We start from the raw sequence: 20,864 nt of genomic DNA, 5'->3' as shown, positions 1-20,864 counted from the left end.
GGCCGGCCAGCTCATTTCGGCGGGCTGGGCCGGAAGGGTGTCAACTCCGTTCCAGGAAGACCGGGTTGGTGAGCGCGGCCATCGGACCCCAGGGCAGGTCGGGCCCCATGCTGTTGCCCTTGCCCGGGGTGCCGTCGGCCTTCGGGAGGCGGACCTCGGCGCGGACGTAGGCGGCCAGCGAGGCGGTGGTGCGCCAGGTGAGGGTGGTCTCGCCGGAGGCGGGCAGGGTCTCCTGGCGGAGCTGGCCTTCGTCGGTGAGCAGGCGGGCGGTCCCGTTCGGCACCCCGGCCACGGTCAGCCGGACGTCCACGGGGGCGTCGGCGGGGAGGGCGAGGCGCTCGCCGATCCCGGCCTGCCGCCCGTGGCCGGTGGCGGTGAGCTCCAGCCGGACGGCGGTCGTACCGGCGATCCAGCTGCGGCCGGCCCGCAGTCCGGCCAGGATGTGATCCCGGGTCAGGTCCTCGGCCAGCACCACGGTGTGCGGGGCGCCGATCGGTTGCGGGCTGCTGTGCGCGTCGCTGTTGCCGATCGCGGGCAGCCAGCGCCGCCCGTGCCGGACAGCCTCGGCCAGCCGGGCGTCCCAGGTGTCGAGGGCGGACTCGTCGTCGTACGTCCAGGGGCCGTTCCACACCTCCACGGCGTCGGCGTCCTCATAGCCGAACTTCCACTGGCAGGCGACGTACGGGCAGTACGGGTGCGCGGGCACCACCAGCCCGCCGTGGGCGCGGACCTGACGGGTGAACCGCTGGTGCGCCTCGTCCCTGGCCCGGTACCGCCAGTCCACCCACTGGCCGGGCTCGACGCCGAGCGCCAGCCAGTGGCCGTTGCGGGTGGTCACCTCCTCGCCGGGGATCACCAGCAGGTCGGGGCCGGCCAGCGGGCCCCAGACGCCGTGCGCGGAGGAGGTGTTGTGCTCGGTGGAGACGATGAAGTCCAGGCCCGCAGCCCGGGCGCCCGCCGCGACCTCCTCGGGCAGCCGGCGGCCGTCCGAGTGCACGGTGTGCAGGTGGCAGTCGCCCCGATACCAGGCCCGGCCGCGCCCACGGGCCCGCTCCGCCGGGTAGGCCGGCACGAAGGCCGGCCCCGGCGCGCCGAACCGGAACGTCACCTCGACCCGGTAGGCCAGCCCCTGCGGTGCCACCTGGTACGGACCCAGCACCACGTGCCAGCGCCCGGGCCGGACGGCCCCGGGCAGGTAGCCGGGGGTGGCCTGCTCCCGGCTGATCGCGAACTCGGTCCGGAAGCCGCCCGACCAGCCCCGGAAGCCGGGGCCGCCGAGCTCGGTGCCGCGCTCGTCGAAGATACCGATGTCACAGGAGTTCCCCGGCGTCCCGGCCGGCACCGGCGGCCGGTCGTACTCGTACCTGACCGCCAACTCCCTGACCCCGGGCGGGACGTCGACCGGGAGGTGGACGAAGTCCGCTGCCCCGGTCGCCAGCCTGCCGGTCAGCACCACCGTCCGCTCGGCCTCCGCTGCCTGCCCGACCCCCGCCGTCCCGGCGCCGAGGGCCACGCCGGCCACCCCCGCCACCGCGCCCGCCCGCAGCACATCCCGTCGCCCGATGCCGTCCATCAGCCACTCCTCCGTAGACCCGAGACCCGCCGCAGGCATCCCTACCCGGGCGGGTGAACCCCCGGTGAGCCGGGGACCACCACCGGAAGACGATCCGAGGTGCGGGAACGGCGGAGCGGGCGTGCGGTCGGTGAACTGCCGACCACACGCCCGCCGTTGGTGTCGCTACCGGTCCGGGACCGGGGGGATCGTCAGGCCACGACCGGGAACGCGTCGACGTCCGGCTTGAGGAGCTGGCCGGGCTTGGGAGCGACCAGGTCGACCAGGTACGAGGTGACCTGGGCGTTCAGCGCCTTGCTCTTGCCGATCGCGCAGTGCTCCACCAGGTCGACGCTGACCAGCACGGCGTTGCCGAGCTCGCGCTGCATGCTCTGGGCGAACTTGTACTGGGTGGCCGGGTCGTAGAGGTTGCCGATCACCATCACCGGGTTCGCGGTCCGCTTGTTCCACGGGCCGGTGTACCGCTCCACCTGACGGGCCGGGGCGGGCCAGGTCGAGCAGGCGGGGCCGTCGAAGGCCTGGTAGCGGCCGAAGGTCGGCGCGCCGAGCTCCCAGGCCCGCGCGATCAGCGGGAACAGCTTCGGGTTCGACGGGTACGGCTTGTCCTGGCAGTTCACGCCGTAGTACGAGTCGTCGCTGCTGTACGGGGTCTCGGGCAGGGCCTCCCGGAGCGCGGTCGGCACGAGCACGGCCAGCGCGCTCGCCTCGTTCGGGGCGGCGGACCGGGCGGCGACCGACGGCTGGGCGTTGATCGCCTGGTCGAGGGCCTGCAGGGACTTCGCCAGCGGAGCCTGCCGGCTCTGCGAGTACAGGGCGTTGGCGACCTGGCTGGTGAAGGTGCTCAGGGTGACCGTGGAGCCGTCCGGCAGGGTGACCGGGTCGGTGCGCAGGTGGTCGCGGATCGCGTCGAACCTGGCCCGGGGGTCACCGTCGGCGAAGGCGCACCGGGGCGTGCCGGCCGCCTTGCAGTGCGACAGGAAGGCGTCCAGCGAGATCTCGAACCCGTTGGCCCGGTGGCGGTCGTACTCCAGGCCGTCGGCCAGCCGGAGCTGGGGGTCGACGTTGCCGTCGACGATCAGCGCGCGGGTCTTGGTCGGGTACATGTTGGCGTAGGTGGCGCCGATCAGGGTGCCGTAGGAGAACCCGACGAAGTTGAGCTTGGCGTCGCCGACGGCCTGGCGCATCCGGTCCAGGTCGCGCACCACGTTCTGGGTGGACATGTGCTTGAGCAGCGCGCCGGCGTTGCGTCCGCAGGCGTCGGTGTAGTCCTTGGTGGCGGCCAGCGTGCCGGTGATCTCCGCCTGGGTGACCGGCACCCCGGTCATCCGGTCGAAGACCCCGTTCGCCTCCTCGTCGGTGCCGAAGCACCGGAGCGGGTTGCTCCGGGCGACACCGCGGGGGTCGAAGCCGACCAGGTCGAAGCTGTCCATCACCCGGGGCTCGAACCGGGTGGTGGTGGCCCACAGGTAGCCACTGCCGCCGGGGCCACCGGGGTTGATGAAGAGCGAGCCGATCCGCTTGGCCGGGTCACCGGCCCGGCGCCGCATCATCGCGATGCCGACCGTCTCGCCGTTCGGCTTCGCGTAGTCCAGCGGGACGGGGTACACGGCACAGTCGTAGATCAGCGGATCGGGTTTGGACGGGTCCGGGTTGCACGGGGTCCAGGTGACCGGCGCGACCTTCGCGGCGGAACTCTCCGCCGGGGCCGCGGTCGCCGTGGCTACGGTGCCGGCGAGCAGGACGAACGCGCTGGTGAGCGCCACCGCGAGGGTCGATATGCGTACGCGTTGCAAGGGGCCTCCTCTGTCGCTGCAAAACCCGCCCAGACTGACAGGTCCTGATCAACAGGGGAAGACCCCGGATGAGCTATGGATTTCGGGCAACAGGTGCGCCCGACCCGGTGGTTGACGGCCCGTCGGCGGGTCGGCCCGCACCCGGCGGCCCGGCGGCGGGAAGTTCTCCTACCCTCGCTGCATGACCGAGAACGAGATCAAGCTCAAGGCCATTGCCGCGCTCACCGCCCTGCGCGGCGGAGTCGGCACGGACTACGCCTCGGAACTGCTCGGTGAGGTGGTCCCGGACTACTTCATGGTGCCCGCCGAGGCGGACGCCAACGAGATCGGCCGGGCCGTGCTGGGGCAGCTGTCGAAGCCGCTGAGCGCCCTGATCACGGGGTTCGTGCTGGCCTTCGAGGCGGTCGCGGACGGCTACGAGGAGACCGATCCCGAGGTGACGACCGAGCAGATCCTCCAGGTGCTGGCGTTGGAGATCGCCGCCGAGACGGACTGACCGGCCGGGGTGCACCCGAGCGGAGCGTGACGGCTGGTCAGGGCGGGGGTGACGGGCTGTGCGCTTATGATCATTCCATCCGCGCAGCCCCGGCACCGGAGAGGGAACACCCATGGCCGACCAGCGAGTTGTCATAGTCACCGGCGGCGGCAGCGGGATCGGTGCGGCCACCGCCCGCCTGCTGCGCGCCTCCGGGCACCAGGTGATCGTCTCCGGGCGGCGACCCGAGCCGCTGCACCTGCTCGCCGAGCGGACCGGCGCCGTGGCGCACCCCTCGGACACCACCGACCCCGACCAGGTGGCGGCGCTGGTGGAGACGGCGGTGTCCCGGTTCGGGCGGCTCGACGGGCTGGTGGTCAACGCCGGGATCGGGCGGCCCGGCGCCGTCGGCGACCTCTCCCCGGCGGACTGGGACGAGGTGATGCGGACCAACGTCACCGGCCCGTTCCTGCTGCTCCGGGCCGCCCTGCCGCACCTGCTGGCGTCCGGCGCGGGCGCGGTGGTCGGCGTCGCCTCGGTCTCCGCGCTGCGGAACGGGTCCGGCAACGCCGCGTACGCGACCTCGAAGGCCGCGCTGCTCCAGCTCTGCCGCTCGCTCGCCGTCGACTACGGCCACCGGGGGCTGCGGGCCAACGTGGTCTGCCCGAGCTGGGTCAGGACCGAGATGGCCGACCGGCCGATGACCCGGCTGGCCGAGCGGGCCGGGCTGGGCGGCCCGGACGGGCCCGGCGCCCCGGACGGTCTCGACGCGGCGTACCAGGAGGCCACCCGGCTCAGCCCGGTCCGGCGGGCGGGAGAGCCGGCGGAGGTCGCCGAGGCGATCGGCTGGCTGCTCTCGCCGGCCGCCAGCCTGGTCAACGGCGCCGTGCTGGCGGTCGACGGCGGGGTGACCGCGCTCGACCCGGGCACCTTCGCCTTCGACTTCCGGATCGAACCCCGCGACGGTGGCGGTGCGGCCACGCCCGGCGCCGCCCGCCCCTGATGCACAGATACCAGGGCCCCGCGACGCTCGAGTGGTGGTCCAACCCCCTGACCTGCCTGGGTAGTTTCCGGGTGAGCCTGACCGTCTCGGCGGCCGGCGACGGCTGGCGGGGCGTCGCGGTGCCGGACCCGGACCGGTCGGACCGGGCCCGGGAGGGCTTCGACTTCCTGCTGCTGGTCGACCCGGTGTTCACCCTGCGCTTCCCGGACGACCACACCGTCCTGGTCGCGGTCACCGCCGAGGACGGCCACCTGGTGCTCGGCCCCGTCGAGGACGGTGGACCCGGTGGGCACCGGGTTTGAAACGGGGCGGCGCGGACAGGCGCGAGGCATGATGCCAATGGATCTCGCAGTACAGACGCAACTGGCCGAAGCGGGCCTCGGCGCGGTCTGGCTGGTGGTGGCCGGGGCGGTGCTGGTGGTGGTCATCATCCTGGCCTTCGTGCTCGGCCAGCGCCGCAAGGACCGGGAGCCGCCGCCGACCGGCATGCACCGCCGACGTGACCGGCTCTGACGCCCCGACCCCGACCCCGACGACGCGTCCGGCCCGGCTCAGCGGGCGGGACGTCCGTCCTCCCGCCCCCGGCGCAGCACGGTGGCGGGGAACAGCACCCAGCAGATCCCGAACCAGAGCAGGACGCCCCCGGCGACGGCCCAGGCGCCCCAGCCCAGGCCCGCGACCCGCAGGAGCAGCAGCAGCGCCGCGGAGATGGTCAGGGCGAGCAGCACGAGCCCGAGCGCGACCAGGTGGGCGACGGCCGTGACCATCCGGGGTTTGACGTGCTCCCCGGCGAGCAGCCGGTGGTAAGAGACCGGGGCGATCAGGGTGCCGACCGCGAACGCGCCGAGCGTCACCACCGTGACGTACAGGGTCCGTTCGAGACCGTCGAGCCCGGCGAACCGTTCGGTGAAGGCGACCGTGAGCAGGAAACCGAACATGATCTGCGCCCCGGTCTGGGCGATCCGCACCTCCTGGAGCAGATCGCCCCACCGGCGGTCGGCCCGCTCCTCGGCCGTCTCGTCCCGGCCGGAGTCCTGGGGCTTCGGTTGCTCCGACATGCGGGCCTCCGGGAGGTGCGGTGCGGCGGGCGCCGGTACACGGCTCGTCGATGCGGCTGCCCGGGGCGTGGCGAAGGTAAACCGCCGGTGGCCGGAGCCAGGTTTAGGACCCGTGCCACGCGCCAGACGTGAGCTGAGGGAACAGCGGACGGACACGTCCCGGCAGTGCGGAGGTGACTGGGATGGACGGCCCTGCACTGTCCTGGCAGGAGCGGCGGATCCTGGCGGAGATCGAGACCGTGCTGGCGGCCGACACCCGGCTGGCCCGCGAGCTGAGCACGATGCACCGGGGCCGGCTGCGCTGGCCGGACCGCCTGCTTCGGACCGTCAGCCGGATCCCCGGCTCGGTGCTGACCGTGTTGGCGGCGGCCTCGGTCGTGCTGCTCCTGATCGGCGCGCAGCTCGGGACGGTGCGGGTGCTCGCGCCGGTCGGGGCGGTGGCGACGGTGACGCTGCTGCTGGTGGTCGCCCGTCCGCTCCGACGGCTGGTGGCACGGCGGCGCGGGGAGTGAGCCCGGACGGTCCGTGCAGTGCCGCTGAGCTGGGGGTGAGGTCTCCCGGGTGCGGTTTAACGGGGCCCGGACGGGGGACGAGAACGGAGCGGGGTGTTCGGGCGCGGCCCGGCTCCGTCCGGCGGTCGGTGTGCCGTCGGCACCTCACGCACGGTCATCGTGCCGGGAGCAGCGCAGCCCGGAGCAGCGGGCGCGGCGGTCTCCCACCCACCGATCGGTGCGTGTCGCCCGCCGGGTCGGCGGGTCGTCCCGACCCGACCGGACGGGCGGCGCGCGGGACGTCCGGGGAGATGACCTCCATGGGCACTTCCGACACCATCACCACGCCGTCCGTCGAACTGCGGCGGCCCAGCCGCCAGGAGATGCGGGCCATGGGCAAGACCCGGGCCCGCGCCCTCAGCGACGCGCTGTTCGCCCGGCTGGCGGCTCTGGAACGCGAGTCGGCCGCGTACAGCTACGTGCGCGGCACCGTCATCGAGCTCAACATGCCGCTGGTGCGGTTCGTGGCCGGCGGCTTCCGGCACGGGTCGGCCGACCCGGAGGACATCCTCCAGGTCGGGACGGTCGGCCTGATCAAGGCCGTGGACGGCTACGACCACCGGCGCGGCGTGGAGTTCGCCACCTACGCGATCCCGACCATCACCGGCGAGATCAAGCGGTACTTCCGGGACACCAGTTGGCCGCTCCGGGTGCCGCGCAGCCTGCAGGAGCTCTATCTCCGGGTGGTGCACTGCTCGGACCGGCTGGAGCAGACGCTCGGCCGGCTGCCGACGCCGGACGAGATCGCCGAGGAGCTCGGCCTCGACCCGGCCGAGGTGGTCACCGGACTCGCGGTGGGCTGCGCCTACCGGGCCAACTCGCTGGACGCGCTGCGGCAGGACCAGGACGACCCGAACGGCCGCAGCCTGGTCGACCGACTCGGCGTGTACGACCGGGAGTTCGACCTGACCGAGTTCAAGGAGGCGGTCCGGCCGCTGATCCGGGAACTGTCGGAACGCGAGCGGACGGTGCTCGCCCTGCGGTTCTGGGGCGACTGCACCCAGGCGGAGATCGCCGAACGGATCGGGGTCTCCCAGATGCACGTGTCGCGCCTGCTGTCCGGCATCCTGACCGGCCTGCGCGAGCGGCTGGCCGACGAACCGAATGAGCCGGCCGGTTCCGGGTAGGCGCCGGGACGGAAGTGCGTACCGGGAGGTGGGAGCGTGCGCCAGCCCCCTTCGCTACAGGTCGAACTGGACGGCCGGCCAGGTTCGGTACGCGCGGCGCGGTCGGCGACCGCCGGCTTTCTGCGCGAGCTCGCCGACCGGGGCGAGGGCAGGCTGAGCGCGCACACCCGCGAGGACGTCGAGCTGGTGGTCGCCGAGCTGGTCGGCAACGCCTGCCGGCACGCACCGGGACCGTGCCGGCTCACCGTGGTGGTGTCGCCCGGGGACACCGTGGCCGTGGCCGTCGAGGACAGCAGCCCCCGACTGCACCGGACACCTGCCGGGCCCGGCCCGCCGCGCCTCGGGCTGACGGTGGTGACGGCGCTCGGGCAGGGCGTGCACGTCTTGCGGACCGGCGCCGGGAAGATGGTCACCACCACCGTGCCCGACCGCTGACGGCTCGCCGCTCAGGCCGTTCTGACGACGGTGCCGGCGGCCTCCAGCGCGGAGACCTCGTCGGCGGGAGCTGTGGTGTCGGTGACGAGGGTGTGCAGGAGCGTGGCGGGGCCGACGTAGGCGAAGGCGGTGCGGCCGAGCTTGCCGCCGTCCGAGGCGACGATGGTGCGGCGGGCAGCGGCGATGCCCGCCTTCTTCACGGCGGCGTCGTCGAGGTCGTACGCGGTCAGGCCGTCGGCCGCGCTCAGCCCGCAGCAGCCGATGACGGCGGTGTCGAAGCGCAGGGCCGCCAGCGAGGCGAGGGTGAGCGGGCCGGTGAGGGCTCCCTCGGTGGCGCGGGGCTGCCCGCCGGGCACCACCAGCGTGGCCGGCCCGGGTGTCTCGCCGATCAGGTGGATGGCCTGCAGGGACAGTGGCATCACGGTGACGGGCCGCTCGCGCAGCAGGCGGGCGACCTCCAGGCAGGTGGTGCCGCTGTCCAGCAGGACGCTCTCGCCGTCGGCGATGAGCAGCGAGATCTCGGCCGCGATCCGGCGCTTGGCGTCGACCGCCTCGTGCGCGCGCAGTGCGAACGGCGGTTCCTCGCCCCGGAGCAGCAGGGTGCGGGCGCCGCCGCGGACGCGTTCGAGGACGCCCTGGGCGGCCAGCGTGTCGAGGTCGCGCCGGATGGTCATCTCCGAGGCGCCGGTCAGCTCCGCGAGCTCTTGGACCGTGGCGCCGCCCGAGTCCCTGACGGCCTTCGCGATCGTCCCGTGCCGGTCTGCGTTGCTCATACCGCGATTGAACACTATCGGTAAATGAACATTGACTCTGTTCATTACTGCTGTTTTCAAACACGCATCATGTTCGTTATGGTGGGCGGCATGGAACGCTCACTCCGGACCGCCCGCGTGGCGACCTACGTCTACTTCGTCCTGTGCGGCACCCTGATGGGCACCTGGGTGGTCCAGATCCCCGCCGTCGAGGATCGTGTGGGCATCAGCCACTCGGCGCTGGGCGGCCTGCTGGTGCTGCTCGGGCTCGGGGCCTTCGCCGGGATGCGGGTGGCCGGTCGCCTGACCGACCGCCTCGGTGCCCGCGTGGTGATCCCCGCCGGCGGCGTCCTGTGCGGCGCGACCCTGGTGCTGCCCGGCCTCGCCCGGGAGCCGTGGACGCTGGCGGGTGCCCTGCTGCTCTTCGGCTTCTGCAACGGCTGCCTGGACGTGGGCATGAACGCCCACGCCGTGCACGTGGAGAAGGCGTACGGCCGACCTGTGATGTCGGGCTTCCATGCCACGTTCTCGGTCGGCGGCGTCCTGGCCGCGCTCGCCGGAGCGGGTGCCGCGAGCGCCGGCCTGAACCCGGCCGCGGGCATGGCCGCCATGGGGGCAGTGGGCATCGTGATCGCCCTGGCCTCGGCGCGCGCCCTCCTGCCGACCGCCCCCGCCGACACCTCCGGGGCGGCACCGGAGGCCCCGCGCCGCAGCGCCACGGGGCAGGTCCGGCTCCTCGCGGTCCTGGCGCTGATGGTCATGCTGTGCGAGGGCGCCGCCAACGACTGGAGCGCCCTGCACCTGAGGGACGTCCTCGGTGCCTCGGCCGGCACGGCCGCCTACGCGTACGGCACCTTCGCGGCGGCCATGACCGTCGGCCGGCTGCTCGCCGACCGCCTCGCCTCCCGGTTCGGCTCGATGGCGATCCTGCGGTACGGCGCCGCCACGGCCGCCGTCGGCAGCACGCTCGTGGCGCTCGGCCCGTGGCTGTTGACGGCGTTCGCCGGCTGGGCACTGTTCGGCCTGGGCCTGTCGGGCTGCGTCCCGCAGCTGTTCAGCGCGGCCGGGCACGCCGACCCGGCCGCCGCCGGCGCCAACGTCTCCCGCGTCGCGGGGCTCGGCTACGTCGGCATGCTCGCCGGCCCCGCCGTCATCGGCTGGCTGGCCCACCTGGTCGCCCTGAACCACACCTTCGTCCTGCTGACCCTGCTGTGCGCGACCACCGCCGTCGCTGCGCGCGTCCTGCGCACCGGGCCCGACCGCACGCATCGAACCGAGACGGTCGCAGCGTCACCCGCCACCAAGGAGCGGACACCGGCCGGGCCCGGCACCGGCTCCCGCTCCTGACCCGCCGTCGGCAGAAGGAGCCCTCGCCATGTCCACCGACCGCCCCATCGTGCTGTTCGACCTCTTCGGCGTCATCGCCCGCCACCAACGCCCCGGCGCCTTGGGCGAGATGGCCGCCCTGGGCGGCGCCCCCACCGAACCGTTCGCCGCCGCCTACTGGGCCTGCCGCCGACCGTACGACGCCGGACGGTTCTCCGCAGCCCAGTACTGGACGGCCGTCCTGCACCAGCTGTCCCTCCCCGCTCGCCCCGACCTCATCGAGAAGATCCGGCTGGCCGACATCGACAGCTGGTCACGCGTCGACGACCAGATGGTCGCCTACGTGCGGTCCCTGCGGGAGGTCGCCGAGGTCGCCCTGCTCTCCAACATCCCCGCCGACCACGCAGACGCCTTCCTCGCCGCCCAGCCCTGGCTGCACCACCTCGACCACGTCGCCTTCTCCGGGAAGATCCACGCCGCCAAGCCGGACCCGGCGGCCTTCCGTCACTGCATCGCCGCCCTGCACGCGGCCCCCGCCGACTTCCTCTTCGTCGACGACCGCGAGGAGAACGTGCGGGCCGCCCAGGCCGTCGGCATGAACGGACACGCCTTCACCGGACACGACGAACTGGCAGCAACCCTCCACGCCTGGCTGCCGGCCCGCTGACCCAGCCTGACGTCACGTCACTTCGGTGCAGTGCCGCCGCCTTCGGTGGCGGTCGGCCTCGGCTGGGCGGACCAGTAGTGGGCGGCGTGGGCGAGTGCCGGGCCGTCCAGCTCGGCGACCAACCGCTCGAAGAGGCGGACGGCGGCGGGGCCGCTCCAGTCCTCGGTCAGTACCTCGGGCGGGAGCCCGGGGTCGCGGAACGGCAGCTTGCGCCAGTGGTCGACCACCGAGAGGTAGGTGACGAAGGCGTGCTTGCCGTCGACAGCGGAGTCGGCCGCGAGGCGGTCGCCCTCTCCTGCGTACTCCTCGATGAACTCGCGGTAGCGCCGGTCGATCCCGGCGAGGTCCCAGCCGTTGCGGACCATGGTGGTGAGCTGCTGCCCCCCGAGATAGTCGCCGACGAAGACGGCGCACTGCTCGGTGAGATCCAGTTCGTCGATGGCGCGCCGAGCGGCCGGGAGCATCCGCGCGGGGGCTATCCACACCGCCGAGCCGATGTTGCCGAAGCCGAGCGAGGTCAGGTGTGCGGTCAGCTGGTGGCGCACCGCACGGGCGGACTCCGGCACGGAGAAGTTCACCAGGCACCAGCCGTCGCCGAGATCGGCCGGCTGCCGCGCGTGCCAGATCACCTCGTCACCGGCCGCGAGCGCCTCCAGCGCGGCGGGGGTCAGGGCGTAGCCGCGCAGGCCGGAGCGGGTCTGCGACTCCAGCCAGCCGCGCTTCTTGAGCCGGAACACCGCCGTCCGGACGCCGGCGGCGTCGAGGCCCGACTGGGCCAGGAGTTCCACCGCGCCCGCGATCGGCATCCAGTTGCCCATGGGGCGGACGACCGCGCCGAGGAAGCTCACCAGCAGGGTCCGGGAACGGCGGGCGGCTGCCGGGGGCCGGGCGCTCTTCGTCTCGCTCATCCCGTTCAGTATCGCCGAGGGGGTTGTTCATGATCGCACCGGGCCGCGCAGTGCGGTGACCCACTCCGGGGGCCACGGCACGCTCGCGGCACCGCTGCGGTGGTCGCGGTCGATGTGCGCGGTGACGTAGCGGCCGTGCGCGGCCCGGCGGCGCTGCCGTCCCTCGAACCGCTCGCCCCAGACCTCGAAGGCGAAGGTCATCGAGGACGCGCCGATGCGGACCAGTTCCACGACCGCGCTGACGTCCTGGCCGAAGAAGAGCGGTGACTCGAAGTCCACCTCGTAGTGGACCCGGGGCGCCACGGGGAAGTATCCGGGCAGGCCCCGCTCGGCCATGAGCCTGGCCTCGGCGGCCTCCACGAACCGTACGATCGCGCTGTTGTGGTAGATGCCCGCCGCGTCGGTGTCGATCCACTCGATCCGGGTCCGGTGGACGCCGACCGGGCCCTGGACGCGGGTGCCGGTCACCCGGACACCGGGTCCGGCCCCGGCGTCCAGCGCAGGTGCACCTGGCCGGCGGCCCCCTCGCGCAGCAGCTCCAGTCGCGGCGGGATCCGGTCGGTGCGGGAGGTCGGCGGCCTGCGGCGGCCCGCCTCCCACTGGATCGGCCACCGGGCGCCCGCGCCGCGGTACTCCTGTTCGGCGGCGGCCTGCAGGGTCCACTGCGGGTTGTAGAGGTGGGTGCGGCCGAGGGCACACAGGTCCGCCCGTCCGGCGAGCAGGATGGAGTTCACGTCGTCGTACGAGGAGATGGCACCGACCGCGATCACCTTGACGCCGGCGGGCCCGGCCACCCGGTGGCGGATCTTGTCGGCGAACGGGGTCTGGTAGGAGCGGCCGTAGGCCGGTTTCTCGTCCTGGGTGACCTGCCCCGAGGAGACGTCGATCGCGGCGGCGCCGTGCTCGATGAACGCCCGGGCGATCTCCACGGCGTCGTCGTCCGTGTTGCCGTCCGGCACCCAGTCGGTCGCCGAGATGCGGACGGTGACCGGAACCCCGGACGGGACGGCCCGGCGGACGGCGTCGAAGACCTCCAGCGGGAACCGCAGCCGGTTCTCCAGGGTCCCGCCGTACTCGTCGGTGCGCCGGTTGGCGACGGGGGAGAGGAAGGACGACAGGAGGTAGCCGTGGGCGGCGTGCACCTCGACCAGGTCGAAGCCGGCCCGCACGCCGCGCCCGGCGGCCGCGGCGAAGTCGGCGACCACCTTGTCCAGGTCCTCCCGGGTGGCCTCCCGGGGGACGTGGCAGTCGGCGCCGTAGGGGATCGCGGACGGACCGATCACCTCCCAGTTGCCGTCGTCGAGCGGCTGGTCGATGCCCTCCCACATGAGTCTGGTCGAACCCTTGCGACCGGAGTGGCCGAGCTGGAGGCCGATCCGGCCGGTCGTGCGGTCGTGCACGAAGTCGGTGACCCGGCGCCAGGCGTCGCACTGCTCGTCGGTCCACAGCCCGGGGCAGCCCGGGGTGATCCGGCCCTCGGGCGAGACGCAGACCATCTCGCTCATCACCAGGCCCGCCCCGCCGAGCGCCTTGGAGCCGAGGTGCACCAGGTGGAAGTCACCGGGGACCCCGTTCACCGAGGAGTACATGTCCATCGGGGAGACGATGACGCGGTTCGCCAGCCGGAGCGGACCGATCCGCACCGGCTGGAACATCGCCGGGGCCACCTCGGCGGCCCCTTCGTGCCGGGCGAACTCACTCTCCATCAGGGCGGCGAACCCGGCGTCCCGCTCCCTGAGGTTGTCGAAGGTGATGCGACGGGACCGGGTCAGCAGGTTGAACGCGAACTGGGCCGGGGCCTGGCCCGCGTACATGCCGATGTTCTCGAACCACTCCAGCGACGCCTGCGCGGCCCGCTGGGTCGACTCGACCACCGGCTTGCGCTCGGTCTGGTAGGCCGTCAGCGCTTCGGCCACCGCCGGGTGTTCGTGCAGGCACGCCGCCAGCGCGAGCGCGTCCTCCATGGCGAGCTTGGTGCCCGAGCCGATCGAGAAGTGCGCGGTGTGCGCCGCGTCGCCGAGCAGCACCACGTTGCCGTCGTGCCACCGCTCGTTCCGGACCGTCGTGAAGTTGAGCCACTTCGAGTTGTTGGTGAGGACCTGACGGCCCTTCAGCTCGTCGGCGAAGAGCTCCCGGATCCTCGCGACGGCGTACTCGTCCGAGACGCCCGGCGGGAGATCCCCGGTCCGGTCGAAGCCGGCCCGCCGCCAGACGTCCTCGTGCATCTCGACGATGAAGGTCGAGCCGGTGCCGGAGAAGGGGTAGCCGTGGATCTGCATGGTGCCCCACTCCGTCTGCTTGACGAAGAACTGGAACGCCTCGAAGACCAGGTCGGTGCCGAGCCAGATGTACTTGTTGCACCGCCGGTCCAGTGACGGCCCGAAGACGTCGGCGTACTTCGTCCGGACGGTGGAGTTGAGTCCGTCGGCGGCGACCACCAGGTCGTGGGAGACCCGCAGCCCGTCCACGTCGGGCACCTGCGTCCGGTAGTGGACGGTGACGCCGAGATCGGCGGCCCGCTGCTGCAGGATCCGGAGCAGCTCCTGGCGGCCCATCGCCGCGAAGCCCTGACCGCCCACGGTGAACCGGTGGCCGTCGAACTCGATGTCGATGTCGGTCCAGCGGGCGAACCGGCTCTCCATCGCGGCGTGCACGACCTCGTCGGCGTTGCCGATTCCGCTCAAGGTCTCGTCGGAGAAGACGACGCCGAAGCCGAAGGTGTCGTCCGGCGCGTTGCGCTCCCAGACGGTGACCTCGTGCGTCGGGTCCAGTTGCTTCATCAGGGCGGCGAAGTACAGGCCCCCCGGGCCGCCGCCGGCGATGGCGATCCTCATGCCCGGTCCTCTTCCACGCTGCGGTTCGCCACACTGCGATCCTGCACGATCTGGCGGAGCTTGAAGTGCTGGAGCTTGCCGCTGGGATTGCGCGGCAGTGCGTCGGTGAAGCGCACGTCGCGCGGGTACTTGTACGGGGCGATCTGCTGCTTGACGTGGTCCTGGATCTCCCGGGCCTTCGCCGCGTCGCCGACCACGCCGGGCCGGAGCACGACGAACGCGCAGACGACCGCGCCGCGCTCGGGATCGGGCGCGGCGACCACCGCCGTCTCGGCCACGTCCGGGTGGGTGACGACCGCGGCCTCGACCTCGGGGCCGGCGATGTTGTAGCCGGAGGACACGATCATGTCGTCGTTGCGTGCCTGGAACCAGAAGTAGTCGTCCTCGTCGCGCAGGAAGGTGTCGCCGGTGACGTTCCACCCGTTCACGACGTAGTTCGCCTGCCGCTCGTCGTCGAGGTAGCGGCAGCCGACCGGGCCGATCACACCGAGCCGTCCGGCGACGCCGGGGGCGGCCTCCTCGCCGTCCGGGCCGAGGACGGTGGCGCGGTAGCCGGGGACCGGCCGACCGGTCGCCCCCGGGCGGATGTCGTCGCCGGTGGCCGAGATGAAGATGTGCAGCATCTCGGTGGCGCCGATCCCGTCGATGACCTTGATGCCGAGCTCGTCGCGCAGCTTCTCCCACAGCGCCCGGGGGATGTGCTCCCCGGCGCTGACCGCGGACCGCAGGCCGGAGAGCTGCCGTACCGCGCCGGACTTGACGATCTGTTGGTACGCGGTCGGTGCGGTGGCCAGCACGGTCACGCCGTGGTCGGCGACCAGCCGGGCGAGCTCCACCGGTGTGGCGGCCTCGGTGAGGAGGGCGCAGGCGCCCGCCCGGAGGGTGAAGACGACCAGCATGCCCAGGCCGAAGGTGAAGGCGAGCGGCGCGGTGCAGGCGACCAGGTCGTCGGGGCGCAGCCGCAGCACGCCCTTCCCGAAGGTGTTGTCGATCGACAGGATGTCGCGGTGGAAGTGCACGGTGATCTTCGGGGCGCCGGTGGTGCCCGAGGTCGGCCCGAACAGGGCGACGTCGGCCGCGGCGGTGTCGACCGCCGGGAACCGCCCCGGCTTCCCCGCGGCCCGGTTGCCCAGGTCGTCGGCCGCGTCGCCGCCGTGCGCCACGACGGCCAGCTCCGGCGCGACCGTGTCCCGTACGGTGAACACCTCGTCGAGGAAGCGGTGGTCGACCAGCGCCACGGCCGGCCGGGTCTTCGCCACGATCGGTGCCAGCTCGCGTGCTCGCAGGGCCGCCATGGTGGCGACGGCGATGCCGCCGGCCTTCAGTACGCCCAGCCACGCGGCGACGGCCCAGGGGTTGTTGGGGGAGCGCAGCAGCACCCGGTTGCCGGGGACCAGGCCGAGGTCCTCGGTGAGCACCCGGGCGATCTGGTCGGCCCGCCGCTGAAGCTCGCCGTAGCTCCAGACCTCGCCGTCCGGAGTACGCAGCGCGGGCCGGTCAGGGCCGAAGGCGGCCACCGGACGGTCGATCAACTCGACCGCGGCGTTGAGGCGTTCCGGGTACTGGAGCAGCTCGGTGGTGAACTCCAGCACCGGCCACTGCCCGGCCGGGGGCAGGTGGTCGCGGGCGAAGGCGTCGGTGTGGCCCGAGGGCGGCAGGCTCATCCCCGGCCTGCCTCGGACATACCCGTCTGTGATGAGCGCAGCATCCCTTCCTGGACGACGGTGGCCAGGTGGGTGCCGTCGGCGTCGAAGAAGCGGCCGGAGGCGAGGCCGCGGCCGGCGTCGGCCGCGTCGGCCTGCTGGGCGTAGAGCAGCCAGCCGTCCGCCGCACCCGGTCGCGGGGCGCGGTGGAACCACATCGCGTGGTCGAGGCTGGCGGTGACCAGACCCTCCTGCGCCCAGTGCAGGCCCAGGACCCGCAGCACCGGCTCCAGGATCGTGTAGTCGCAGACGTACGCGAGGGCCGCCGTGTCCCGCTGCGCGTCGGTGAGCCCGTCGACCGGCCGGAGGGGGTCGAACGGCTTGACCCAGACCGCCTGGTGGGGCACCTGCCCGCCCTCGACGGTCAGGTAGACGGGGCCCGGCACGTGTCGCATGTCGAAGCTCCGCCCGCTGGACCAGTAGTCCTTCGAGGCCGGCGTCATCGTCCCGCCGGTCCGGTCCGCGAGGTACTCGGCGGAGCTGGGCAGTTCGTCGGGGCGGGGCAGGTCCGCGGCACCCGGGAGGCCGCGGTCGTAGCTCGCGCCGGGCTCGCCGGCCGCGAAGTTGGCCAGGCAGACGTAGAGCGGCTTGCCGTTCTGGTAGCCGCGCACCTGCCGGGTCGCGTAGCCCCGGCCGTCGCGCAGCAGCTCCACCTCGTAGCGCACGTCCTTGCCGATCTCGGCGGGGCGCATGAAGTAGGAGTGCATGGAGTGCAGCGTCTTGCCGTCGTCGACGGACCTCATGGCGGCCGCCGCGGCCTGGGCGACGAGGTCGCCGCCGTAGGCCTTCGGCCACGGGCAGGGCTGGGTGACCGCCGTGAACGCGAGGTCGAAGTGCTCCGCCTGCGCGGGGCGCAGGGTGACCGCGGCGGTGAACGCCTCGGAGGTGGTGTCGGTCATCAGGGCCGCTCCAGCCAGTCGCGCAGGTCCGCGTCCGGGACCTGGGGGAGGTTGACCACGATGTTCTCGGGAGTGCGGGTGGTCATCCAGGTGAGCGGCTTGTCGCGGTCGAGGTTGCACTCGACGTGGGGCATGAACGGCGGGACGAAGACCCAGTCCCCCTCCGCCATGTCGACGTAGTCCTCGAAGTTCCGGCCGAAGTAGATCCGGCCCCGGCCGGAGAGCACGTAGCCGCCGGTCTCGGCCTCGCCGTGGTGATGCGGCACCGAGCGGTAGCCGCCCTCGTTGTGGACCTTGCCGAACCAGATCCTGGTGGCCGGGGTGTGCTGGATGCTGACCCCCGAGATCCGGGAGGCGCCGTCGGACTGCCCGGTGTCCCCGGGCTCCGTACCGGCCCGGGTCACGACCGGCACCACCAGGCCGCTCGCCGTGGCGTACATCGAGTTGTCGCCCTCAAGGACGGGGTCACGTGGCTGGGGGTCCATCGAAGCTCCTTGCCAGTGCGGGAGTTGGTGCGGAGAGGCGTCAGTTCGGGCGGTGTCAGTTGGTGCGGTGTCAGCTCGTGTGGTGCCAGCTCGTGCGGTGTCAGCTCGTGAACCGCACGGTGTTGCGCAGCCTGCCGATGCCGGAGATCTCGGTCTCGACGACATCGCCGTCGGCGAGGAAGCGCTGGGGGTCCCGGGCCACCCCGACGCCGCCGGGCGTGCCGGTCAGTACGAGGTCGCCCGGGCGCAGCACGGTGAAGGTCGAGATGTACGCGAGCAGGTCGGCCGGGTCGAACACCAGCGTCCGGGTGTTGCCGCGCTGGACCTGCTCGCCGTTGACCCGGCAGATCACCTCCACCCCCTCGGTGGGGTCGATCTCGTCCGGCGTCACGACCACGGGACCGACCGGAGTGGAGGCGTCCCAGGCCTTCCCCTGGAACCACTCCGCCGTCCGGTACTGCCAGTCGCGCACCGAGATGTCGTTCGCCACGGTGTAGCCGGCGATCCCGGCGAGAGCGGTCGACCGGTCGGCGCGGCGCAGGGTGGTGCCCACCACGACGGCGAGCTCGGCCTCCCAGTCGACCTGCAGGCCCGGCGGCAGGACGACGTCGGCGTCGGGACCGGTGAGGCTGTCGGCGTACTTGGTGAAGAGCGTGGGGTGGGTCGGCAGGTCGCGCCCGGTCTCCCGGATGTGGTCGGCGTAGTTCAGACCGCAGCAGATCACCTTGCGGGGCGCGGGCAGCGGAAGTACCGGAACGGCGCCGCCGATCGGCTCACCTGCGAGGGCGGCGGCCGGCACCTGCGAGTTCGTTGCCAGGAACTCCGACAAGTCGGTGCCCGGCAGCGCTCGCCAGGTGTCCCCGTCGAGCACCGCGGCGCTGGTACCGGCCGCATGGGCGACGGTCGCGAGGCGCATGACCGTTCCTCTCCTTCGTACTGCCCGGCATCTTGTATTTCATTATTTCTACGACCGTCACGAGACTGTCAATAGATGTTACGGTGACGGAACCCAGTTCCCGTCCCGCAGGAGCTCTCCATGGCGACCGACCTGACCCCGGTTCCGGTCAACCCCGCGTCCCTGCCCGCGCCCAGCGGCTACTCGCACGGGACGCTCAGCGGCAACACGCTCCACCTGGGCGGCCAGACGGCCCTCGACCGGGACATGCGGATCGTTCCGGGCGGCATCGTCGAGCAGTTCCGGCAGGCGTTCGGAAACGTCCTCGCGACGCTGGCCGAGGCCGGCGGCCTCCCGCAGGACCTGGTGAGCGTGACGCTCTTCCTGACCGACATCGCCGACTACCAGGCGCACGGCAAGGAGATCGGGCAGGTGTGGCGCGAGCTGGCCGGCCCGGTCTACCCCGCGATGGCCGGCCTCGGCACGACGGGGCTGTGGCAGCCCGAAGCCATGATCGAGATCCTTGGTGTCGCGGTCATTCCGGACGAGCGCTTGGTCCGGCCCGCAGGGGCCTGAACAACCGTCTGTCACCGTGTTCGGGTCGAAGCCGTTGGAGGTCGCCGTGCCGTCGTCCACCCCGCCGTTCGCGGACCTGCTGCTGCGCGCGGGCCGCATCCACACCCTCGTCCCCGGCCAGGGGTCGCAGCGGGCGCTCGCGGTGCGCGGCGAGCGGGTGTTCGCGGTGTCGGCGGAGCCGGACGGGCTCGACCACCTCGCCGGACCGGCCACCACACTGCTCGACCTGCCCGGCTCCACCGTGCTGCCGGCCTTCGACGACACGCACACGCACCTGATCGCGGCCGCCGACAGCGCCCATGACGTGGCCGTGGACGGCGCCCGTTCCATTCCCGAGCTCCTCGACCTGATCCGCGCCCGGGCCGACCGGACGCCACCGGGTGAGTGGATCCGGACCGCCGGCCACTGGCAGGAGCTCAACCTCGCCGAACGCCGGTTCCCGACGGCGGCCGAGCTGGACCGGGCGACCGACCGGCACCCGGTGCTCGTGCTGCGCGGGGTGCACAACCAGGTCCTCAACGGCTACGCGCTGCGCCTGTGCGGGATCGACGCCGACACCCCCGACCCGGTGGGCGGCAGCATCGGCCGCACGGTCGACGGCCGACCCGACGGCCGTCTGCGCGGCGGCCTGGCCCTGATCCGGCCGCAACTTCCCGCACCCGACCCGGCGGCCAAGCTGGACGGCCTGCGCCTGGCCTCGCACGCCTACGCGGCGACCGGCATCGGCACCGTGCGCGACACCAACTCCTCCCCGGCCGACCTCGCCGCGCTCCAGCAGCTCCGCGCGAGCGGCCAACTCGGCTGCCGGGTCCGGGTGTTGATCGGCACCCTCGGGTTCACCACGGTGCAGCAGGTCGAGGATCTCCTCGACCGGATGGAGCCCTGGCGGTACGCCGACGACCCCTGGCTCCGGGTGTGGGGCGTCAAGTTCTGGCTGGACGGCGGGATCGAATCCGCCGCGCTGGAGGCCCCGTACTGCCCGGCGCACTGCCCGACCCCCGGCTACACCGGCCAACTCGCCTGGGATATTCCCGAGTTGGAAACGGCGGTGGAACGGGTGGTGCGACGCGGCTGGCGGGTCGGCATCCACGCGTACGGCGACCGCGGCGTCCGCACCCTCCTCGACCTGTACGAACGCGTGCAGGGCCGCGTCCCCGGCCTCCCGTACGGCGCGCTGGTCATGGAGCACGGCGGCCTCGCGGACCGGGAACAGCGGTGCCGGGCAGTGCAGTTGGGCATCCCGGTGACCATCCAGCAGCCGCTGCTCCACGACGCCGCAGCCATTCAGTCCGAGTACTGGGGCGAGGAGCGGGTGGCCGCGCTGTTCCCCGCACGCGAGTGGCTGGACGCGGGCGCCGACGTCTCGGCCGGATCGGACTACCCCGTCGGCGCCTACGGTGCCGCACACTCGCTCCACGGTCTGACCACCCGGTCAACGGTCGCCGGGGTCCTCGGCCCGGAGCACGCCATCGACCGCGCGGAGGCGATCGAGCTGCACACCGCCGCCGCCGCCCGGCTGACCGGCGAGAGCCACCTGCGCGGGCAGCTCACCCCCGGCCGCCTCGCCGACCTCACGATCTGGCTCGACGACCCGACAACCGCCCCCGAGCACACCCTCGCCACCCTCCGGCCCAGCCACACCCTCCTCGGCGGCTCCCTCGTCCACGGCCCCGCCACCACGGGTCCTGCCGGACCTGACCGCCACTGAGTGCCGCCTGGGCCGCCCTCGCTGCCCTGGCGTTGCAGGCGGGGGTAACGGTGGTCCCGTCCATCCAGGCCGAAAGTCGGACCCGGGGAAGACACT

22 protein-coding genes are annotated in these 20,864 nt (G+C 73.0%); 11 read left to right on the top strand and 11 right to left on the bottom strand.

The features are described from left to right. Positions 1–40 precede the first annotated feature (40 nt). Together OHV05_RS05535 and OHV05_RS05530 are read right to left on the bottom strand one after the other, a co-directional pair. Positions 41–1,573 carry a CehA/McbA family metallohydrolase gene (locus OHV05_RS05535; RefSeq protein WP_405016617.1) on the bottom strand — a complete coding sequence of 511 codons (1,533 nt, stop codon included), beginning with the start codon at positions 1,571–1,573 and terminating at the stop codon, positions 41–43. 191 nt (positions 1,574–1,764) lie between these two features. Beyond that, positions 1,765–3,366, bottom strand: a complete 1,602-nt coding sequence (locus tag OHV05_RS05530) for an alpha/beta fold hydrolase (protein ID WP_405016616.1) — start codon at positions 3,364–3,366, stop codon at positions 1,765–1,767. A gap of 181 nt (positions 3,367–3,547) precedes the next feature. Here OHV05_RS05530 and OHV05_RS05525 point away from each other — a divergent pair, with 181 nt between their 5' ends. The 4 genes from OHV05_RS05525 to OHV05_RS05510 all read left to right on the top strand — a co-directional run bounded on the left by OHV05_RS05525 (position 3,548) and on the right by OHV05_RS05510 (position 5,357). Further along, positions 3,548–3,862 (top strand): hypothetical protein, encoded by a 315-nt coding sequence (locus tag OHV05_RS05525; RefSeq protein ID WP_405016615.1) that lies wholly within the window; start codon positions 3,548–3,550, stop codon positions 3,860–3,862. Positions 3,863–3,974: 112 nt separating this feature from the next. After that, positions 3,975–4,844: an SDR family NAD(P)-dependent oxidoreductase gene (locus OHV05_RS05520; protein WP_405016614.1), complete on the top strand. Its 870-nt coding sequence runs from the start codon at positions 3,975–3,977 to the stop codon at positions 4,842–4,844. A 71-nt stretch (positions 4,845–4,915) separates the two neighbouring features. Continuing rightward, positions 4,916–5,146 (top strand): hypothetical protein, encoded by a 231-nt coding sequence (locus OHV05_RS05515; protein WP_405016613.1) that lies wholly within the window; start codon positions 4,916–4,918, stop codon positions 5,144–5,146. 37 nt (positions 5,147–5,183) lie between these two features. Continuing rightward, positions 5,184–5,357, top strand: a complete 174-nt coding sequence (locus OHV05_RS05510) for a DUF6479 family protein (RefSeq protein ID WP_405016612.1) — start codon at positions 5,184–5,186, stop codon at positions 5,355–5,357. Between the two features lie 38 nt (positions 5,358–5,395). Here OHV05_RS05510 and OHV05_RS05505 read toward each other — a convergent pair whose 3' ends face one another. Continuing rightward, a complete protein-coding gene (locus tag OHV05_RS05505) occupies positions 5,396–5,902 on the bottom strand; it encodes a DUF6328 family protein (RefSeq protein WP_405016611.1) in 507 nt (168 codons plus the stop codon). 182 nt (positions 5,903–6,084) lie between these two features. Here OHV05_RS05505 and OHV05_RS05500 point away from each other — a divergent pair, with 182 nt between their 5' ends. The 3 genes from OHV05_RS05500 to OHV05_RS05490 all read left to right on the top strand — a co-directional run bounded on the left by OHV05_RS05500 (position 6,085) and on the right by OHV05_RS05490 (position 8,015). Next, positions 6,085–6,414, top strand: a complete 330-nt coding sequence (locus OHV05_RS05500) for a hypothetical protein (protein WP_405016610.1) — start codon at positions 6,085–6,087, stop codon at positions 6,412–6,414. 299 nt (positions 6,415–6,713) lie between these two features. Next, positions 6,714–7,580 (top strand): SigB/SigF/SigG family RNA polymerase sigma factor, encoded by an 867-nt coding sequence (locus OHV05_RS05495; RefSeq protein ID WP_405016609.1) that lies wholly within the window; start codon positions 6,714–6,716, stop codon positions 7,578–7,580. A gap of 36 nt (positions 7,581–7,616) precedes the next feature. Beyond that, positions 7,617–8,015 (top strand): ATP-binding protein, encoded by a 399-nt coding sequence (locus OHV05_RS05490; protein WP_405016608.1) that lies wholly within the window; start codon positions 7,617–7,619, stop codon positions 8,013–8,015. Between the two features lie 11 nt (positions 8,016–8,026). Here OHV05_RS05490 and OHV05_RS05485 read toward each other — a convergent pair whose 3' ends face one another. Further along, on the bottom strand, positions 8,027–8,788 hold the full coding sequence (locus OHV05_RS05485) for a DeoR/GlpR family DNA-binding transcription regulator (protein WP_405016607.1): 762 nt from the start codon (positions 8,786–8,788) through the stop codon (positions 8,027–8,029). Positions 8,789–8,878: 90 nt separating this feature from the next. Here OHV05_RS05485 and OHV05_RS05480 point away from each other — a divergent pair, with 90 nt between their 5' ends. After that, positions 8,879–10,114 (top strand): MFS transporter, encoded by a 1,236-nt coding sequence (locus OHV05_RS05480; protein WP_405016606.1) that lies wholly within the window; start codon positions 8,879–8,881, stop codon positions 10,112–10,114. Positions 10,115–10,142: 28 nt separating this feature from the next. Continuing rightward, positions 10,143–10,760: an HAD family hydrolase gene (locus OHV05_RS05475; RefSeq protein ID WP_405016605.1), complete on the top strand. Its 618-nt coding sequence runs from the start codon at positions 10,143–10,145 to the stop codon at positions 10,758–10,760. A gap of 17 nt (positions 10,761–10,777) precedes the next feature. Here the strand turns inward: OHV05_RS05475 and OHV05_RS05470 are convergent, their stop codons facing one another. From OHV05_RS05470 to OHV05_RS05440, 7 genes are all read right to left on the bottom strand, one after another. Next, complete coding sequence (locus OHV05_RS05470) at positions 10,778–11,668, bottom strand: PaaX family transcriptional regulator C-terminal domain-containing protein (RefSeq protein ID WP_405016604.1); 891 nt, start codon at positions 11,666–11,668, stop codon at positions 10,778–10,780. Between the two features lie 27 nt (positions 11,669–11,695). Then, complete coding sequence (locus OHV05_RS05465; protein WP_405016603.1) at positions 11,696–12,136, bottom strand: acyl-CoA thioesterase; 441 nt, start codon at positions 12,134–12,136, stop codon at positions 11,696–11,698. After that, on the bottom strand, positions 12,133–14,502 hold the full coding sequence (locus tag OHV05_RS05460; RefSeq protein ID WP_405016602.1) for a bifunctional salicylyl-CoA 5-hydroxylase/oxidoreductase: 2,370 nt from the start codon (positions 14,500–14,502) through the stop codon (positions 12,133–12,135). Before OHV05_RS05460 ends, OHV05_RS05465 begins: the two co-directional genes overlap by 4 nt. Continuing rightward, entirely contained in the window at positions 14,499–16,166 is a 1,668-nt protein-coding gene (locus OHV05_RS05455; RefSeq protein ID WP_405016601.1) for an AMP-binding protein, read from the bottom strand. Before OHV05_RS05455 ends, OHV05_RS05460 begins: the two co-directional genes overlap by 4 nt. Further along, on the bottom strand, positions 16,163–17,104 hold the full coding sequence (locus OHV05_RS05450; RefSeq protein WP_405016600.1) for an acyl-CoA thioesterase: 942 nt from the start codon (positions 17,102–17,104) through the stop codon (positions 16,163–16,165). The genes OHV05_RS05455 and OHV05_RS05450 overlap by 4 nt, the downstream gene beginning before the upstream one ends. Beyond that, complete coding sequence (locus OHV05_RS05445; protein ID WP_405016599.1) at positions 17,104–17,589, bottom strand: cupin domain-containing protein; 486 nt, start codon at positions 17,587–17,589, stop codon at positions 17,104–17,106. Before OHV05_RS05445 ends, OHV05_RS05450 begins: the two co-directional genes overlap by 1 nt. A gap of 100 nt (positions 17,590–17,689) precedes the next feature. After that, on the bottom strand, positions 17,690–18,505 hold the full coding sequence (locus tag OHV05_RS05440; RefSeq protein WP_405016598.1) for a fumarylacetoacetate hydrolase family protein: 816 nt from the start codon (positions 18,503–18,505) through the stop codon (positions 17,690–17,692). Between the two features lie 120 nt (positions 18,506–18,625). Here OHV05_RS05440 and OHV05_RS05435 point away from each other — a divergent pair, with 120 nt between their 5' ends. After that, positions 18,626–19,060, top strand: a complete 435-nt coding sequence (locus OHV05_RS05435; protein ID WP_405016597.1) for a RidA family protein — start codon at positions 18,626–18,628, stop codon at positions 19,058–19,060. Between the two features lie 16 nt (positions 19,061–19,076). Further along, on the top strand, positions 19,077–20,768 hold the full coding sequence (locus OHV05_RS05430) for an amidohydrolase (protein WP_405016596.1): 1,692 nt from the start codon (positions 19,077–19,079) through the stop codon (positions 20,766–20,768). Positions 20,769–20,864 lie beyond the last annotated feature (96 nt).

This window comes from Kitasatospora sp. NBC_00070, from assembly GCF_045041205.1.
GTDB lineage: Bacteria > Actinomycetota > Actinomycetes > Streptomycetales > Streptomycetaceae > Kitasatospora.
This window is presented reverse-complemented; position numbering and strand designations above follow the sequence as displayed.

What these genes read in the sequence shown, in the direction of transcription:
- OHV05_RS05535 (WP_405016617.1), bottom strand. Translation starts at nt 1,573, where the DNA reads ATGGACGGCATCGGGCGACGGGATGTGCTGCGGGCGGGCGCGGTGGCG.
- OHV05_RS05505 (WP_405016611.1), bottom strand. Translation starts at nt 5,902, where the DNA reads ATGTCGGAGCAACCGAAGCCCCAGGACTCCGGCCGGGACGAGACGGCC.
- OHV05_RS05475 (WP_405016605.1), top strand. Translation starts at nt 10,143, where the DNA reads ATGTCCACCGACCGCCCCATCGTGCTGTTCGACCTCTTCGGCGTCATC.
- OHV05_RS05485 (WP_405016607.1), bottom strand. Translation starts at nt 8,788, where the DNA reads ATGAGCAACGCAGACCGGCACGGGACGATCGCGAAGGCCGTCAGGGAC.
- OHV05_RS05445 (WP_405016599.1), bottom strand. Translation starts at nt 17,589, where the DNA reads ATGGACCCCCAGCCACGTGACCCCGTCCTTGAGGGCGACAACTCGATG.
- OHV05_RS05435 (WP_405016597.1), top strand. Translation starts at nt 18,626, where the DNA reads ATGGCGACCGACCTGACCCCGGTTCCGGTCAACCCCGCGTCCCTGCCC.
- OHV05_RS05525 (WP_405016615.1), top strand. Translation starts at nt 3,548, where the DNA reads ATGACCGAGAACGAGATCAAGCTCAAGGCCATTGCCGCGCTCACCGCC.
- OHV05_RS05510 (WP_405016612.1), top strand. Translation starts at nt 5,184, where the DNA reads ATGGATCTCGCAGTACAGACGCAACTGGCCGAAGCGGGCCTCGGCGCG.
- OHV05_RS05450 (WP_405016600.1), bottom strand. Translation starts at nt 17,104, where the DNA reads ATGACCGACACCACCTCCGAGGCGTTCACCGCCGCGGTCACCCTGCGC.
- OHV05_RS05520 (WP_405016614.1), top strand. Translation starts at nt 3,975, where the DNA reads ATGGCCGACCAGCGAGTTGTCATAGTCACCGGCGGCGGCAGCGGGATC.
- OHV05_RS05455 (WP_405016601.1), bottom strand. Translation starts at nt 16,166, where the DNA reads ATGAGCCTGCCGCCCTCGGGCCACACCGACGCCTTCGCCCGCGACCAC.
- OHV05_RS05460 (WP_405016602.1), bottom strand. Translation starts at nt 14,502, where the DNA reads ATGAGGATCGCCATCGCCGGCGGCGGCCCGGGGGGCCTGTACTTCGCC.
- OHV05_RS05500 (WP_405016610.1), top strand. Translation starts at nt 6,085, where the DNA reads ATGGACGGCCCTGCACTGTCCTGGCAGGAGCGGCGGATCCTGGCGGAG.
- OHV05_RS05495 (WP_405016609.1), top strand. Translation starts at nt 6,714, where the DNA reads ATGGGCACTTCCGACACCATCACCACGCCGTCCGTCGAACTGCGGCGG.
- OHV05_RS05440 (WP_405016598.1), bottom strand. Translation starts at nt 18,505, where the DNA reads ATGCGCCTCGCGACCGTCGCCCATGCGGCCGGTACCAGCGCCGCGGTG.
- OHV05_RS05480 (WP_405016606.1), top strand. Translation starts at nt 8,879, where the DNA reads ATGGAACGCTCACTCCGGACCGCCCGCGTGGCGACCTACGTCTACTTC.
- OHV05_RS05470 (WP_405016604.1), bottom strand. Translation starts at nt 11,668, where the DNA reads ATGAGCGAGACGAAGAGCGCCCGGCCCCCGGCAGCCGCCCGCCGTTCC.